The sequence below is a fragment of the Kocuria rhizophila DC2201 genome (assembly GCF_000010285.1).
Classification (GTDB): Bacteria; Actinomycetota; Actinomycetes; order Actinomycetales; family Micrococcaceae; genus Kocuria; species Kocuria rhizophila_A.
On sequence record NC_010617.1, the window covers coordinates 1,057,234 to 1,072,612 of the forward strand.

Consider the following 15,379-nt stretch of genomic DNA (forward strand, 5'->3'; position numbering starts at 1 on the left):
CCGGGCACGGCCACCGCGCCGGCGGGTCAGCCCGGCCGGGCGGCGCGGCGACGGCGCGCGGAACGCACACAGACAGACGGAGAGCGTGAGGAGTTGCTCGTGAGCGAGATCATGTCCTGCGGGACGCAGGAGGAGCTGGAAGCCGCCGTGGCGCGGGCCGCGGAGGTGGCCGGGGACGGCGAGTGCGTGGTGCTGCCCACCGACACCGTCTACGGCATCGGGTGCGACGCCTTCTCGGCCCCGGGCGTGCAGGGGCTGCTCGGCGCCAAGGGGCGCACGCGGGAGATGCCCCCGCCCGTGCTCATCGCCCGCCCGGAGGTCATGGACGCCCTCGCGGACGAGATCTCGGACGACGCCCGCGCCCTGGCCCGGGCGTTCTGGCCCGGTGCCCTGACCATCGTGTGCTGGGCGCGGCCCTCGCTCGGGTGGGACCTCGGCGAGACCCACGGGACGGTGGCCCTGCGTGTTCCCGACGACGCCGTGACCCGCGCGGTGCTGGAGCGGGTGGGCCCCATGGCGGTCTCCTCCGCCAACCGCACGGGGATGCCCGCGGCCCGCACGGCCGAGCAGGCCCGGGAGATGCTCCAGGACCGCGTGGCGCTGTACCTCGAGGCCGGGCCCCGGCCCGTCCGGGAACCGGCCGCCGGTGCGCGGGACGCCGCCTCGACCATCGTGGACTGCACGGGGGAGACCCCGGTGGTGCTGCGCCACGGCGCCATCACCCTGCAGCGGCTGCGCGAGGTGGTGCCGGCCGTGCACGGGGGTGGCACGGAGGACGCGCCCGCACCGACCGAGCCCGGCGCGGATCCCGCGAGCGCGGCGCCAGGGACGACCGGTGCGTCGGTTCCGGGCTCGGGTGCCGGAAACGACGCCGCTGCTCACGCCGACGGCTCTGCCGTGCCGGCCACTTCTCCGGCCGGGGAGAGCGGGGCGGACACCGCGGACCAGGAACTCATCACCGCCATGGTGCAGGATGCCGCCGGATCGGACACCGCTTCCGTGGACCAGCTCCGGGACCGTGACGGCTCACCGGAACCGCGCTGGAACGGCACCCGGGCGCTCAGCATGGACGAGGCGCAGCTGCTGGTGGCGGGGGACCGGGACGAGAGCGCGAGTATGCGGGCCCACCACGATCTGCCCGGCGAGGACCGCCCCGCGCACTGAGCGCACGTGCACGGTTCGCACGGCATGCGTGAACCCAACACACGGGTCGCACGGCGCACGCCCGCCGATCGCACGGCGCACGCGCACCCAGCGCGCGGATCGCACGGCAGAGGCGGACTGGGCGGACGGTGGCACCGCACCTCGGCGGCGTCGTTCCCGGCGCATGCGGCGGACGAGCCGGACCGACGCGTGCACCCGGGTCGCATGCCACCGGGCCTTGAGGAAGATGTCCGCGGACCGGGTGGGCGCCGCGGCCCGCCGGGTCTCAGCGTCCGAGGGCCAGGTGCGCCTGGCGCAGGACCTCCTGGACGTGGGGCTCGGGGAGCACACCGTTCTCGTGGGCCCACCCGGGGACCTGCTCCTGGCCGAACCACGTGACCTCCAGGCGGCGGATGGCCCCGGCGTAGCGGTGGCCCGCGACTCCCGAGGCGAAGCGCGCCGAGGCGATCGCCGCGCGGCACAGCCACGGCGGCAGGGCCAGGGGATCGCGGCGGCCCGCGTCGCGCAGCACGGAACCGGTGGTCGCGCCCTCCCAGGGCTGCAGGATCACCGGGGGCAGGGGCCGCGGGAACTCGCCGACCGCCACCGTGAACTGCGCGAGCGCGGTCACGGACGTCACGGGGGTGTGCGCGGAACCGTCCCCGGCCACGGAGCTCAGGGGGGAGGACGCGAAGCGCGCGAGCATACGGGTGGTGCGGCGCTCGCTGCCCATCACCGAGGTCGCCCGGATCACGGTGAGCTGGGGAGCGCCCTGCTCGGAGCGCCACTCGGAGTGCAGGCGGTACAGGGCGGACTCGCCCAGCGCCTTGGAGAAGGAGTAGGGGGAGAACGGGGCGGTGCGGATGGACTCGTCGAGCACCGGGGCGTCCGCCTGCACGGAGGCCGAGCTCATGTGGATCACCCGGCGCACCCCCGTGCGGTGGGCCGCCAGGGCCACGAGCACCGGCAGCAGGGCGTTGGCCCCGGTGAGGGACTGCTGGTGCGTCTGGTCCGGGGCGGCCAGGCCCGCGGCGTTGACCACCGTGTCCGCTCCCGCGAAGGAGTCGGCCAGGTAGTCGATCACCGACTCCAGCCGCTGGGCGTGCTCCACGAGGTGGTGGACGGTCGTGGCCGGCGAGGCGAGACGCGGCGAGGCCACCGGTGTCACCGGGATCTCCCGTGCCTGCAGGGCCGTGGTGATGGCGGAACCGATGAAGCCCGTGGCTCCGAGCACGCGCCAGCTGTGAACCGTCACTGTGTGTCTCCTCCCGTGGTGGTGCGTCCATCGTACGGTAGCGCCCCGGAGCGCTCCGGGGACCTCCACCGGCACGGCGCGGGTGCCCCGACGTCCAGCCGGCCTCCGGGTGCGCGTTGATAGACTCCGACAGTTCACCGGCACCCGGCACGCTCCCCACCGGGCGGGCCCGCCGCGGAACGGATCAGCACCGCACACCACGAGTCGTCCCGGGGGCGTCATGACCGCAAGCAGTCCGAAGGCCGCCGCCCAGTCGGGCACGAACGTGGGTGTCGCGTGCGTCACGCAGGACCGCCCCGAGGACGTCGCCACCCTGATCGACGCGCTGCGGGTCCAGACCGACCCCGTCGCGAGTCTGAGCCTCGTGGACGCCGGGCGCACCCCGTTGGACGAGGCGGAGCTGCGCGAGCGGATCGGGGGAGCGTTCGAGCTGAACTACCGCCGCTCCGAGGCCAACCTCGGCGGTGCCGGCGGTTTCGCCCTGGCGATTCTCACCGCGCTCGCGAGTGGTGCGCAGCAGGTGTGGCTCATGGACGACGACGCCCACCCCGAGGACCCCGACTGCCTGCGGATCCTTCGCGCGGCCGCCCGCGACCGCGGCCTGGCCGTGGTCTCACCGCTGATCGTGGCCCCGCAGGACCACAGCCTGCTGTCCTTCCCGTACCGACTGGAGGGCGGGATCACCCACCGGCGCGCGGACCTCGAGCCCCTGGGCTTCCTGGACTCGTACGCCAACTTCTTCAACGGTGCCCTCGTGGACGAGTCCGTGTTCTTCCGGGTGGGGCTGCCGGACTTCAAGCTGTTCCTGCGCGGGGACGAGGTGGACTTCCTCGTGCGGCTGCGCCGGAGCGGGCTGCCGTTCGGCACGGTCACCACCACCGCGGTGTCCCACCCGCCGGGATGGGACGAGGAGCACGTGGTGGTCCCGGGCAGGCTGCAGGTGCTGATCCCCCCGGGGGAGTTCAAGCAGCGCCACTTCTTCCGCAACCGCGGCTACGTCTCGTGGCACTACAAGCGCGTGGTGCAGCTGGGCGCGGACGCGATCGGCTACCCCGCCCACTACCTCAGGAACCGCGACCTGAAGGGGCTGCGGACCTGGGCCAAGCTCTACACGGACGGCATGCGCGGGCGGGGTTTCGGTGGCCCTCGCTGAGGCCCTGGACCCTGCCGGGTTCCCCGTCCCGTTCTCGGTGCTGCTGCCCGTGTACCGGGCGGACACGCCGGAGCGGCTGCGTCGGGCCGTGGAGTCCAACACCGTGGAGCAGACCCGCCCGCCCGCGGAGGTGCTGATCGTCCAGGACGGCCCCGTGGCGGCGTCGTTGGACCGTGAGATCCACCGCCTCGAGGCCGAGTCCCCGGTGCCCGTGCGGGTGCTGCGCCTGGCGCGCAACCAGGGCCTCGCGCACGCCCTGGACGCCGCCCTGCCACGGTGCGCGCACGACGTCGTCGCGCGGGCCGACGCGGACGACGTCGCCTACCCGCGGCGCTTCGAGCTGCAGCTGCCGCTCGTGGAGGACGGCGCGGACCTTGTGGGCGCGTCCATGCACGAGATCGGCGACGACGAGTCCCGGCCCGTGGCCCTGCGCACGGCACCCGTGGGTGCCGAGCGGATCGCGGCCGTGAGCCGGCGCCGCAACCCGATCTCCCACCCCACTGTGGTGTTCCGGCGCAGCGCAGTCCAGGCCGTGGGCGGCTACGAGGACGTCCCGATGGCCGAGGACTACTGGCTGTGGGCCAGGATGCTGCACGCGGGCGCGGACGTGCGCAACGTCGCGGAACCCCTGGTGGGCTACCGGATCTCGGCGGGCTCCTACGAGCGCCGCGGCGGCTACCGCGTGCTGCGGGCCGAACTGGGTCTGCAGGCCCGGCTGCGGTCCCTCGGGCACGTGGGGTTCCTACAATGGGCCACGAACGTCATGGTGCGTGGCGGCTACCGGTTCGTGCCCCTGCGGGTGCGCGAGACCGCCTACCGGCTCATGGTGGGCCCCCGCAACGGCTGAGCCGCGCACCCGAAAGGACTTGTCACCCCATGGTCAACCCCGTCACCACCCCCCGAGCGGACAAACCGGTCGCGTGGCTGTGGATCCAGATGATCCTGGACTCGGTTGCGTGGATCGTGGCGCTGTGGGTGGCCGTGCTGCTGCGCTTCGAGCTGCACATCGAGCTGGTCTCCGTGGGCGGGGTGGTCGTCGCGTGCCTCGTGGCGGTGGTGCTGCAGCTGCTCGTGGGGTTCTCCTTCGCCCTGTACAAGGGGCGCTACTCGTTCGGCAGCTTCGAGGAGGCCAAGCTGCTGGTGGTGGTCACGGTGATCGTGACCGCCCTGCTCGAGGGCGTGCTGCTGGTCTTCGGCGTCTCGCTGTGGATCCCACGGTCCCTCGGTTTCATCGCCTTCCCCTTCGCGTGCCTGCTGATGGCCGCGTTCCGCTACCTCAAGCGCATGTACCAGGAGTCCACGGCCAAGCCCGGTGACCAGGCCCAGAACGTGGTGATCTTCGGCGCCGGTGCGCTCGGCACGTTCCTGGTCCACCGCATGATGCAGGACCCGGCCTCGGGCTTCCTGCCGGTGGCCCTGCTCGACGACGACCCCGCCAAGAAGCACCTGCGGATTTCCTCCGTGCCGGTCATGGGCACCCTGCACGACGCCGCCTCCGTCCTGGAGCACACGCGCGCCGGGGTGCTGATCGTGGCCGTCGCGGACGTGGACCCCCGCACCATGCGCCGCGTCTCCGACGCCGTGGAGGGCACGGGCACCCGCGTGATGACCGTCCCGCCGCTGAGCGACATGCTCACCGGCGCGCACCAGAGCGTGGACCTGCGGGACATCTCCATGGAGGACCTGATCGGGCGCCGCCCCGTGGACATCCACGTGGACGCGATCGCCGGCTACGTCACGGGCAAGCGCGTGCTGGTCACCGGTGCCGGCGGCTCCATCGGCTCCGAGCTGTGCCGCCAGCTCGTGGGCTTCGAGCCGTCCGAGCTGATCATGGTGGACCGGGACGAGTCCGGGCTGCAGGCCACCCAGATCTCCATCACCGGCCGCGGGCTGCTGGACGGCAACGACACCGTGCTGTGCGACATCCGGGACACCGACGCCGTGTCCAAGGTCTTCGAGGACCGCCGCCCCCAGGTGGTCTTCCACGCCGCGGCCCTCAAGCACGTCTCCCTGCTGGAGCAGTACCCGGACGAGGCCTGGAAGACCAACGTGATGGGCTCCCTGCACGTGCTCAGCGCGGCGGCCGCCGTGGACGTGGACGTGTTCGTGAACATCTCCACGGACAAGGCGGCCAACCCCACCACGGCCCTGGGACACTCCAAGCGCGTCGCGGAGAAGCTCACCGCCTGGATGGGGGACCGCACGGGCAAGCGCTACGCGTCCGTGCGCTTCGGCAACGTGTTCGGTTCGCGCGGGTCCATGCTGCCGCTGTTCGCGGAGCAGATCCGCCAGGGCGGGCCCATCACGGTCACCCACCCGGACGCCACCCGCTACTTCATGACCATCCCGGAGGCCTGTCAGCTGGTGATCCAGGCCGGAGCGATCGCCCGCGGGGGAGAGGTGCTCATCCTGGACATGGGCCAGCCCGTGCGGATCATGGACATCGCCCAGCGGCTGCGCTCGATGTCCGGGCGGGAGGACATCCGCATCGAGATCACCGGGCTGCGCCACGGCGAGAAGCTGCACGAGGACCTCATCGGGGCGGGGGAGACGGACGAGCGCCCCTTGCACCCCAAGATCTCCCACGCCAAGGCCGAACGCCTGGACCCGGCCAACCTGGACCGCCACGTGTGGAAGGTGCGCGGCGGGATGATGTTCACCGGCTCCATCCCGCAGGTCGCGGTCAGCACCCAGCCGAGGATCACCGACTTCTCGGTGCCGCGCGCCGCGGAGCGCTCGGGCACCTCCGGCGGTCGGCGCGACGACGACGCCGCCCCGGGATCGTCCGGCTCCTCCGCTCCCGGTGGCGCCACCTCGGCCGCCACGACCCCGGTGCCCCCGGACGAGCCGGGCTCCGGCCACCCCGGTGGCACCGCGCGGACGGGAGGGGACTCATGAGCGCCGTGGCAGTGTCCGTTTCCCTGGTCCCCGCCGCATGGGCGTCCGGCCTCCCTGGCGCGGTCATTCCCGGTGCTGCCGCCGCGCAGATCGCGGCCGCGGGGCCCGGACAGCCGTGGCTCGCACCCCACGCGCACCCCCTGGGACTCGCGCCCGCCGCGGGGGCCTGGGTCCCGGACCTCGTGACCGGTCCGGCCGCGCTGTCCGACGGCGACGCGCTGCGGATGATCCTGGGGCTCGCGCCCTGGACCCTCGGCCTCGCGTTCGCGCTCTCGGCCGTGCTGCCGTTCGCGGTGCGTCCGCTGCTGACGCGGTGGGGCGTCGTCGACATCCCCTCGGACAGGTCCTCGCACTCCCGCCCGGTGCTGCGCGGCATGGGCCTGGCCGTGGCGCTCGCGCTGATCCTCAGCTACGGCGCGGCCCTGGTGACCGGGCTGATCCCCGTCGACCGCTCGATCGCCCTGGTGGTGCTCGCCATGACCGTCGGCAGCGCCGCGCTCGGCTGGGCCGAGGACTACCGCGGGGTGTCCATCGGCGTGCGGCTCGGGGTGCAGGCGCTGATCGGCGCACTGGGTACCGCCGCGCTGATCGTGGCCCTGGGCATTCCCGCGTGGTGGTGGCCCGTGGGGGTCGCGGCCACGGTGGCCTACATCAACATCGCCAACTTCATGGACGGGATCAACGGTATCTCCGGGCTGCACGGCGGCGCGGTGGGCCTGCTCTACGCGTGGGCCGGCGGCGTCAACGACATGGCCTGGATGGTGTGCGCAGGCCTCGCCCTGGCCGGTGCGTTCCTCGGCTTCCTGCCCTGGAACCTGGGCCGCGGCACGGTGTTCCTGGGGGACGTGGGCTCCTACGTGCTGGGCGGGGCCATTGCGGCGATGGCGATCGGCGCGTTCCTCTCGGGCGTGTACGTGGAGTTCCTGCTGCCGCCCCTGCTCATCTACCTCGCGGACACCGCCGTGACGCTCGTGCTGCGGATCCGCCGCGGCGAGGTCTGGTACAAGCCGCACCGCCAGCACGCCTACCAGCGGCTCACGGACGCCGGTCTCAGCCACGTGCAGTCCGCCCTTACGGTCACCGCGGCCACGGTGCTCGTGAGCCTGATCTCGCTCTACGGGCTGCGCGCCAACGGCACGGGCTCGGTGGTCGCCGGGCTCGCCGTGGTGCTCGTGGTGGTCGCGTACCTCGCCGCCCCGGTCCTGCTCGCCCGCAGGCGCCCCGCCGGCCGGGAGCCGCGCGCGTGAGCGCTCCCGCGCCGGCCACCCCGCACGACGCCGCCGCCCCCGGCCGCCCGTCGTACGCGCCGGGAGCCCGCGCCGCCGCCGCCGGGGCCATGTTGCTCGCCGTGCTGCTGCTCGTCGCGGCCTACCGCCCGGGCCTCGGGGACGGCGTCCGCTCCGCCTGCTTCGGCGGGGGACTCGTGCTGCTGAGCGCCGGGGCCACCGTACTGGTGGCCGCCCAGCTGTTCCGCACCGCACCGGCGGCCACCGCCCCCGCGCTCGCGGCCCTCTACCTGATCAAGGTCCTCGCGTTCGGGTGGCTGCTGCTCGTCCCCGGGACGCCCCCCTGGCTGGCGCCGGGGACCTTCCTTACCGCAGTGCTCACCGTGCTCGCGGCCACAACGGTGGGTTCCGCCGTGCTGGCCCACCGCGTGAGCACGCGGGAGGCCCGACTGGTGGCCGCCGCCGCACCCGCAGCCCCCTCCGAGAAGGAGACACCATGACCACGCCACAGGATCCCCGAGGGCCGCGCCGGACACCGGGGCTGCGCTCCGCCTCGGAGCGCTACACCCGGGCCGCACGCCAGGACACCCTGCACACGGCGGGGGAGCTCGTGGAGCGCGGAGGACTCGGCGGAGGACTCGCCGTGCTGCTGTACGTCGTGGTCGGTGCGGCGTTTTGGAGTTTGATAGGCTGGCTCCTGGATCACCTGCTGGGAACACGGTGGATAGTGATCGCGGGAGCCGTCTTCGGCGCGTCCGCCGGGGTGTACCTCGGCTACCTCCACATGAGGGACGCTCTGAACCGCAGCACCACCCCGCAGAAGACCCCCTCGGAGACAAGGACGTCAGCCGAACCGGGCCCACGGCCCGGCGCGTGACCGGTCTGGATACCGCAGAAAGGACCCGTATTGAACCCCGCCCTGAGGATTCCGGCCGAATTCGTGGCCCCGTCCACGGAAGACATGCATCTTCCCCCGTTCTTCGAGGTCGGTTCGTTCGCCTTCGGCAAGCAGACCCTGCTGATCCTCCTCTCGGTGGTGCTGATCGCTGGCTTCTTCATGTTCGTGATCCGGCGCCGAGCCATGGTCCCTTCCAAGGGTCAATACCTGGGTGAGATGGGCTACGGGTTCGTGCGCAACCACCTGGGCCGCGACATCATCGGCGAGAAGGACTTCCGCCCGTTCGTGCCCCTGCTGTTCACCTTTTTCTTCTTCCTGCTGGTGAACAACCTCTTCGGGTCCATCCCCGTGCTGCAGCTTCCCACCTTCTCCCACCCGGGCTCCGCGTACATCCTCGCGGCCATCGCCTACGTGATTTGGGTGGGCGTGGGCATCAAGCGCCACGGCCTCGGGCAGTTCATGGTCAAGATGACCATGCCCCCGAACGTCCCCAAGATCCTCTACGTGATCCTGATCCCGCTCGAGTTCCTCTCGAACCTCATCATCCGCCCCGTGACCCACGCCCTGCGTGTGTTCGCCACCATGTTCGCCGGTCACATGGCCATCATGGTCGCGGCGGCCCTGACCGCGTTCCTCGCCACCGAGGTGGGCGGCGTGATGGGCATCGGCGGTTCCGTGTTCGGCATCGTGCTGGGACTGTTCATCTACTTCCTCGAGGTCCTCATCCAGGTCCTCCAGGCCTACATCTTCACCCTGCTGTTCGCCGTGTACGTACAGGGCGCACTGCAGGAGGGGCACTAGCCCCACGAAGGAGCGCGACCCCCGGGCCGCTCACCCCTGACCATCGCCCGCTTACGACTCCCGTAACGGCACCACGGCCCGCACCCGCGGGCACCCAGAAAGGAAATATCCACAATGGAAGGTTCGCTTAGCGTCATTGGCTACGGTCTCGCTGCCATCGGCGGTGGCATCGGTGTGGGTCTCATCTTCGCTGCCTACATGCAGTCCGTGGCCCGCCAGCCCGAGTCCCAGCGCGTCCTGCAGCCCATGCTGTTCATGGGCTTCGCAGTGGTCGAGGCCCTGGCCATCCTGGGCCTGGTCCTCGCGTTCATCAAGTAGGGCAAGGCCCATCGGACAAGCCCTAACTAGAGAACAGGAATCGCGCTCATGAACGCAATGGTGTTGGCAGCCGAAGAGGCCAATCCTCTCATCCCGGACGTCTGGGAAATGCTGATTACCGGCATCGGGTTCGTGATTCTGCTCTTCATCGCGATCAAGTACATCGTCCCGGCGTTCGAGAAGGTCTTCAAGGACCGCGCGGACGCCATCGAGGGTGGACTTGCCAAGGCCAAGGCCGCTCAGGCCGAGGCCAAGGCGGCTCGCGACGAGTACAACCAGCAGCTCGAAAGTGCCCGCCTCGAGGCCCAGAAGATCCGTGAGGAAGCTCGCTCAGAGGGCGAGAAGATCCTGGCGGACTTCAAGGACCGGGCCAACATGGAGTCGGCTCGGATCACCGAGAACGCGCACAAGGCCATCGAGGCCGAGCGTGCCGCGGCCGTCGTCTCCCTGCGGGACGAGGTCGGCACGTTGGCAACACAGCTCGCGTCCAAGATCGTCGGTGAGTCCCTCAACGACGACGACCGCGCCAACCGCGTGGTGGATCGCTTCCTGGCGGACCTGGATGCCGAGCAAGGTCGCACGGGAGCTGCACGGTAATGGCAGAAGCATCGAACGAACCCTACCGTCCGCTCACCGTGGACGTGGACCGCTGGGCGGCGGCCGCAACCCCCGAGATCGCGCACCAGCTGTTCGAGATCGTGGACATCGTGGACGCCAACGGCGCACTGCGCCGTGCCCTCACGGATCCCTCCCGCTCCGGCGAGGACCGCGCACGTCTCGTGCACACGCTCCTCGACGGGCGGGCGAACGAGGTGGCCGTGGACATCGTGGCCGAGCTCGCCTCCCAGCGCAGCGCCACCGAGCGCCAGCTGGGGGACGGGATCGAACGCACCGCGGTGCTCGTCGCGGCGGCCGCCGCGGAGAACCGCGGGGGCGGACACGCCCTCGAGGCCCTCGTGGACGACCTCATCCGGTTCAAGTCCATGCTGGACCGCTCCGCGGACGTCCAGCGGGCGTTCTCGGACTCCCGCGCGAGTGCCGAGGCCAAGGTCACCCTGGCCCGTCGACTCGCGCACACGGAGTCCGACGAGGCGGCCCTGCTGATCGAGCGCGCCGTGAGCGCTCCGCGCGGATCCCTCCCCGGTCGGCTGCTGGAGCAGTTCGCCCAGTGGGTCGCGGACCGGCAGCAGCGCTGGATCGCTCGCGTGGAGACGGCCCGACCGCTGGGCGAGGAGCAGCTGGCCAGGCTGCAGGACGGTCTGAACCGCCTGTACGGCCGGGACCTCAAGCTCACCACCGAGACCAATCCTTCGCTGGTCGGAGGCCTGCGCGTGCAGGTCGGTGAGGAGATCATCGACGGTTCGCTCACGCACCGGCTGGGCCAGCTGCAGCAGCGGATCGGGGCCTGATCCTCTCGTGGAGCGAGGATCGCGGGGAGTCGGTCGGTGCCGGCATCTCGTCGCGTTGCCTCCACGGGCCGCCCGAGCGGCTGCACGGCGATGGGGCAACGCATCGCGACAAATACAAGCTTGGTCATTGCTGACGCGATGATCACACGACGTAGAGAGCAGGGACAGCAGATGGCCGATGTGACCATCAATGCCGATGAAGTCCGTAGCGCGCTGAACGATTTCGCGGCGTCCTACGATCCCGGCAACGTAGAACGAGTGGAAGTGGGGCGCGTGTCGTCCGCGGCGGACGGCATCGCCCATGTGGAGGGTCTGCCCTCCGTCATGGCCAACGAGTTGCTCAAGTTCGAGAACGGGGTGCTGGGCCTGGCCCTGAACCTCGACACCCGCGACATCGGCGTCGTGGTGCTCGGCGACTTCCAGGGCATCGAGGAGGGCCAGGAGGTCCACCGCACCGGAGAGGTCCTCTCCGTGCCCGTGGGCGAGGGCTACCTCGGTCGCGTGGTCGACCCCCTGGGTGAGCCCCTCGACGACCTCGGTCCCATCGCGACCGACGGCCGCCGTGAGCTCGAGCTCCAGGCCCCGGGCGTGACCATGCGCAAGTCGGTGCACGAGCCGCTGCAGACCGGCATCAAGGCCATCGACGCCATGATCCCGATCGGGCGCGGGCAGCGTCAGCTGATCATCGGCGACCGCCAGACCGGCAAGACCGCCATCGCGGTGGACGCCATCCTGAACCAGCGCTCCAACTGGGAGTCCGGCGACGTCGAGAAGCAGGTCCGCTGCATCTACGTGGCGGTGGGGCAGAAGGCCTCCACCATCGCGGCCGTGCGCCAGACCCTCGAGGACAACGGCGCGCTGGAGTACACCACCATCGTGGCGGCCCCGGCCTCCGAGTCCGCGGGTCTGAAGTACCTCGCCCCCTACGCTGGCTCGGCCATCGGCCAGCACTGGATGTACGGCGGCAAGCACGTGCTGATCGTCTTCGACGACCTCTCCAAGCAGGCCGAGGCCTACCGTGCCGTGTCCCTGCTGCTGCGGCGTCCCCCGGGACGCGAGGCGTACCCCGGTGACGTGTTCTACCTGCACTCCCGCCTGCTGGAGCGATGCGCGAAGCTCTCAGACGAGCTCGGTGCGGGGTCGATGACCGGTCTGCCGATCATCGAGACCAAGGCGAACGACGTCTCGGCGTTCATCCCGACCAACGTCATCTCCATCACCGACGGTCAGATCTTCCTGCAGTCGGACCTCTTCAACGCCAACCAGCGCCCCGCCGTGGACGTGGGCATCTCGGTGTCCCGCGTGGGCGGTGCCGCGCAGGTCAAGGCCATGAAGAAGGTCTCCGGCACGCTGAAGCTGGACCTCGCGTCCTACCGGTCGATGCAGGCGTTCGCCATGTTCGCCTCGGACCTGGACGCGGCGTCCCGCCAGCAGCTGACCCGCGGCGAGCGTCTCATGGAGCTGCTCAAGCAGCCCCAGTACACGCCGTACCCCGTGGCCGACCAGGTCGTCTCCATCTGGGCGGGCACCACCGGCCAGCTCGACGACGTCGACGTCGCCAACGTGGCGGACTTCGAGCGTGCCCTGCTGGACCAGGTGCGCCGGACCACCAACGTGATGGACTCGATCAACTCCACGGGCAAGCTCGAGGACGATGCCGTGGCCGCCCTCAAGACGGCCGTGGCGGAGGTCAAGCGCGACTTCCACGGTTCCAAGCACGGGATCGAGCCCGGAGTCGAGGAGCACGAGTCCCTGGGCGCGACCGCTGTGAACCAGGAAACGATCGTCAAGAAGTAGCCGCTGAGGTGGTGCGCCGGGACCCGGCGCACCACCGCGGTGCCGAAAGGAAAATCCATGGGAGCGCAGATTCGGGTCTACCGACAGAAGATCGCGTCCACGTCGTCCATGAAGAAGATCTTCAAGGCGATGGAGATGATCGCGACCTCGCGCATCAACAAGTCCCGTCAGGCTCTCGAGGGTGCGTACCCGTACGCCAACGCGCTGACCCGCGCGGCCTCCCAGATCGCCACGCAGCACAACATCTCCCACCCCCTGACTACGGTCCCGGACCAGGTGCGGCGCTCTGCCGTGATGGTCTTCACCTCGGACCGCGGTCTCGCGGGGTCCTACTCCTCCAACGTGCTCAAGCGCACGGAGGAGCTGCTGGAGCTGCTGCGCTCGCAGGGCAAGGAAGCTCGCGTGTACCTGGTGGGCCGCAAGGCCAAGGCGTACTTCGACTTCCGGCACCGTGAGTACGACGAATTCTGGACGGGCAACACGGACAACGCCAGCACGGAGCGCGCCGAGGAGCTCACGGAGCGGCTGATGCACGACATCAGCGCCCCGCACGAGGACGGGGGCGTGGACGAGGTGCTGCTGGTGTACACGCAGTTCAAGTCCATGGTCACGCAGGAGCCGCGGGTGCTGCGGCTGCTGCCGCTCGAGATCGCGGACGCCAACGACCTCGGGGACGACGTCTCCGAGCGTTTCGAGGACCTGCGGGAGCACGCCAGCCACTTCGAGTTCGAGCCGAACCCGGAGGAAGTGTTCAACGAGATCCTGCCGCGCTACGTGCGGGCGCGGGTGTACTCGGCGCTGTGCCACGCGGCGTCGAGCGAGCTGGCCTCGCGCCAGCGGGCCATGAAGGCCGCCGGTGACAACGCCACGGAGCTCATCAAGAAGTACACGCGTCTGATGAACAACGCCCGCCAGGCGGAGATCACCACCGAGTTGACCGAGATCGTCAGTGGCGCCGAGGCCCTCTAGGCCCGCGCCCCGCCCATTGCCAGCCGAAACGAAGTGAGAGAAATGACTGCCACCATCAATGACCAGGCCGCACAGCCGGTGACGGGCGGCGGCGTCGGCCGCATCGCCCGAGTCATCGGTCCCGTGGTCGACGTCGAGTTCCCCGAGAACCAGGTTCCGGGCCTCTACAACGCACTGACCGCGGACTACGATTTCAACGGCAAGCCCCGACGGATCACGTTCGAGACCGCCCAGCACCTCGGCACCAACGTGGTGCGTGCCATCTCCCTGCAGCAGACCGACGGGCTGGTGCGCGGCACCCCGGTGCAGGACACCGGCGCCCCCATCTCCGTGCCCGTGGGCGACGTGGTCAAGGGCCACATCTTCAACGTGCTCGGTGACGCGCTGGACCTGCCCACCGACGAGCTGGACATCCAGGAGCGCTGGCCCATTCACCGCAAGGCGCCGTCCTTCGCGGAGCTCGAGGGCAGCACCGAGATGATGGAAACGGGCATCAAGTCCATCGACCTGCTGACCCCGTACATCAAGGGTGGCAAGATCGGCCTGTTCGGAGGCGCCGGTGTGGGCAAGACCGTGCTCATCCAGGAGATGATCACGCGTGTGGCCCGCAACTTCGGTGGCACCTCCGTGTTCGCCGGTGTGGGCGAGCGCACTCGTGAGGGCAACGACCTGTGGGTCGAGATGGAGGAGGCGGGCGTTCTCAAGGACACCGCCCTCGTGTTCGGCCAGATGGACGAGCCGCCCGGAACGCGTCTGCGCGTGGCCCTGACCGGTCTGACCATGGCGGAGTACTTCCGCGACGTGCAGAACCAGGACGTGCTGCTGTTCATCGACAACATCTTCCGGTTCACGCAGGCCGGCTCCGAGGTGTCCACGCTGCTGGGCCGCATCCCCTCCGCCGTGGGCTACCAGCCCACACTCGCGGACGAGATGGGTGTGCTGCAGGAGCGCATCACCTCCACGCGCGGGCACTCCATCACGTCCATGCAGGCCATCTACGTGCCCGCGGACGACTACACGGACCCGGCCCCCGCGACCACGTTCGCGCACCTGGACGCGACCACCGAGCTTTCGCGTGAGATCGCCTCGCGTGGTCTGTACCCGGCGATCGACCCGCTGTCCTCGACCTCCCGCATCCTGGATCCGCAGTACGTGGGCCAGACGCACTACGACGTCGCCACCCGCGTGAAGTCGATCCTGCAGGAGAACAAGGAGCTGCAGGACATCATCGCGATCCTGGGTGTGGAGGAGCTCTCCGAGGAGCAGAAGGTCGTGGTCTCCCGCGCCCGCCGCATCGAGCAGTTCCTGTCCCAGAACACCTACACCGCCAAGCAGTTCACCGGCGTGGAGGGCTCCACCGTCCCGCTGGAGGAGACCATCGAGGCCTTCGGCAAGATCTGCGACGGCGAGCTGGACAACGTTCCGGAGCAGGCGTTCTACAACGTGGGCGGTCTGGACGACGTCATGCGACGCTGGGACGAGATCAAGGCCGAGACGGGCGAGAAGTAAGCC

15 protein-coding genes are annotated in these 15,379 nt (G+C 70.4%); 14 read left to right on the forward strand and 1 reads right to left on the reverse strand.

Annotated elements, in window-relative coordinates:
* Positions 1–99 precede the first annotated feature (99 nt).
* Positions 100–1,164: an L-threonylcarbamoyladenylate synthase gene (locus KRH_RS04690; RefSeq protein ID WP_012398038.1), complete on the forward strand. Its 1,065-nt coding sequence runs from the start codon at positions 100–102 to the stop codon at positions 1,162–1,164.
* A 265-nt stretch (positions 1,165–1,429) separates the two neighbouring features.
* Here KRH_RS04690 and KRH_RS04695 read toward each other — a convergent pair whose 3' ends face one another.
* Complete coding sequence (locus KRH_RS04695; protein WP_012398039.1) at positions 1,430–2,398, reverse strand: NAD-dependent epimerase/dehydratase family protein; 969 nt, start codon at positions 2,396–2,398, stop codon at positions 1,430–1,432.
* Positions 2,399–2,618: 220 nt separating this feature from the next.
* Between KRH_RS04695 and KRH_RS04700 the strand changes: the two genes are divergently transcribed.
* The 13 genes from KRH_RS04700 to atpD all read left to right on the forward strand — a co-directional run bounded on the left by KRH_RS04700 (position 2,619) and on the right by atpD (position 15,376).
* Entirely contained in the window at positions 2,619–3,551 is a 933-nt protein-coding gene (locus tag KRH_RS04700; RefSeq protein ID WP_012398040.1) for a glycosyltransferase, read from the forward strand.
* Complete coding sequence (locus KRH_RS04705; RefSeq protein WP_012398041.1) at positions 3,538–4,398, forward strand: glycosyltransferase; 861 nt, start codon at positions 3,538–3,540, stop codon at positions 4,396–4,398. The genes KRH_RS04700 and KRH_RS04705 overlap by 14 nt, the downstream gene beginning before the upstream one ends.
* Before the next feature lie 29 nt (positions 4,399–4,427).
* Positions 4,428–6,449 carry a polysaccharide biosynthesis protein gene (locus tag KRH_RS04710; protein WP_012398042.1) on the forward strand — a complete coding sequence of 674 codons (2,022 nt, stop codon included), beginning with the start codon at positions 4,428–4,430 and terminating at the stop codon, positions 6,447–6,449.
* Entirely contained in the window at positions 6,446–7,696 is a 1,251-nt protein-coding gene (locus tag KRH_RS04715; protein ID WP_105590526.1) for an MraY family glycosyltransferase, read from the forward strand. The genes KRH_RS04710 and KRH_RS04715 overlap by 4 nt, the downstream gene beginning before the upstream one ends.
* Positions 7,693–8,175, forward strand: a complete 483-nt coding sequence (locus KRH_RS04720) for a hypothetical protein (RefSeq protein ID WP_012398044.1) — start codon at positions 7,693–7,695, stop codon at positions 8,173–8,175. Before KRH_RS04715 ends, KRH_RS04720 begins: the two co-directional genes overlap by 4 nt.
* Entirely contained in the window at positions 8,172–8,552 is a 381-nt protein-coding gene (locus tag KRH_RS11745) for an AtpZ/AtpI family protein (RefSeq protein ID WP_012398045.1), read from the forward strand. Before KRH_RS04720 ends, KRH_RS11745 begins: the two co-directional genes overlap by 4 nt.
* 30 nt (positions 8,553–8,582) lie before the next feature.
* A complete protein-coding gene (atpB, locus tag KRH_RS04730) occupies positions 8,583–9,374 on the forward strand; it encodes a F0F1 ATP synthase subunit A (protein WP_012398046.1) in 792 nt (263 codons plus the stop codon).
* Between the two features lie 114 nt (positions 9,375–9,488).
* Positions 9,489–9,692 (forward strand): ATP synthase F0 subunit C, encoded by a 204-nt coding sequence (gene atpE, locus KRH_RS04735; RefSeq protein ID WP_012398047.1) that lies wholly within the window; start codon positions 9,489–9,491, stop codon positions 9,690–9,692.
* 48 nt (positions 9,693–9,740) lie between these two features.
* Positions 9,741–10,289, forward strand: a complete 549-nt coding sequence (locus KRH_RS04740; protein ID WP_070105247.1) for a F0F1 ATP synthase subunit B — start codon at positions 9,741–9,743, stop codon at positions 10,287–10,289.
* Positions 10,289–11,101, forward strand: coding sequence for a F0F1 ATP synthase subunit delta (locus KRH_RS04745; protein ID WP_012398049.1), 813 nt, complete (start codon positions 10,289–10,291; stop codon positions 11,099–11,101). Before KRH_RS04740 ends, KRH_RS04745 begins: the two co-directional genes overlap by 1 nt.
* Before the next feature lie 171 nt (positions 11,102–11,272).
* On the forward strand, positions 11,273–12,898 hold the full coding sequence (gene atpA, locus KRH_RS04750) for a F0F1 ATP synthase subunit alpha (RefSeq protein WP_012398050.1): 1,626 nt from the start codon (positions 11,273–11,275) through the stop codon (positions 12,896–12,898).
* A 57-nt stretch (positions 12,899–12,955) separates the two neighbouring features.
* The gene (locus tag KRH_RS04755) at positions 12,956–13,867 is read left to right on the forward strand and encodes a F0F1 ATP synthase subunit gamma (RefSeq protein ID WP_012398051.1); all 912 of its coding nucleotides are present in this window, start codon (positions 12,956–12,958) and stop codon (positions 13,865–13,867) included.
* Positions 13,868–13,909: 42 nt separating this feature from the next.
* Positions 13,910–15,376, forward strand: a complete 1,467-nt coding sequence (gene atpD, locus KRH_RS04760) for a F0F1 ATP synthase subunit beta (protein ID WP_012398052.1) — start codon at positions 13,910–13,912, stop codon at positions 15,374–15,376.
* Positions 15,377–15,379 lie beyond the last annotated feature (3 nt).

Bases quoted from the DNA above. Each gene is read 5' to 3' on its own strand.
- KRH_RS04740 (WP_070105247.1), top strand. From the start codon at position 9,741: ATGAACGCAATGGTGTTGGCAGCCGAAGAGGCCAATCCTCTCATCCCG.
- atpD (WP_012398052.1), top strand. From the start codon at position 13,910: ATGACTGCCACCATCAATGACCAGGCCGCACAGCCGGTGACGGGCGGC.
- atpE (WP_012398047.1), top strand. From the start codon at position 9,489: ATGGAAGGTTCGCTTAGCGTCATTGGCTACGGTCTCGCTGCCATCGGC.
- KRH_RS04745 (WP_012398049.1), top strand. From the start codon at position 10,289: ATGGCAGAAGCATCGAACGAACCCTACCGTCCGCTCACCGTGGACGTG.
- KRH_RS04715 (WP_105590526.1), top strand. From the start codon at position 6,446: ATGAGCGCCGTGGCAGTGTCCGTTTCCCTGGTCCCCGCCGCATGGGCG.
- KRH_RS04700 (WP_012398040.1), top strand. From the start codon at position 2,619: ATGACCGCAAGCAGTCCGAAGGCCGCCGCCCAGTCGGGCACGAACGTG.
- KRH_RS11745 (WP_012398045.1), top strand. From the start codon at position 8,172: ATGACCACGCCACAGGATCCCCGAGGGCCGCGCCGGACACCGGGGCTG.
- atpA (WP_012398050.1), top strand. From the start codon at position 11,273: ATGGCCGATGTGACCATCAATGCCGATGAAGTCCGTAGCGCGCTGAAC.
- KRH_RS04710 (WP_012398042.1), top strand. From the start codon at position 4,428: ATGGTCAACCCCGTCACCACCCCCCGAGCGGACAAACCGGTCGCGTGG.
- KRH_RS04755 (WP_012398051.1), top strand. From the start codon at position 12,956: ATGGGAGCGCAGATTCGGGTCTACCGACAGAAGATCGCGTCCACGTCG.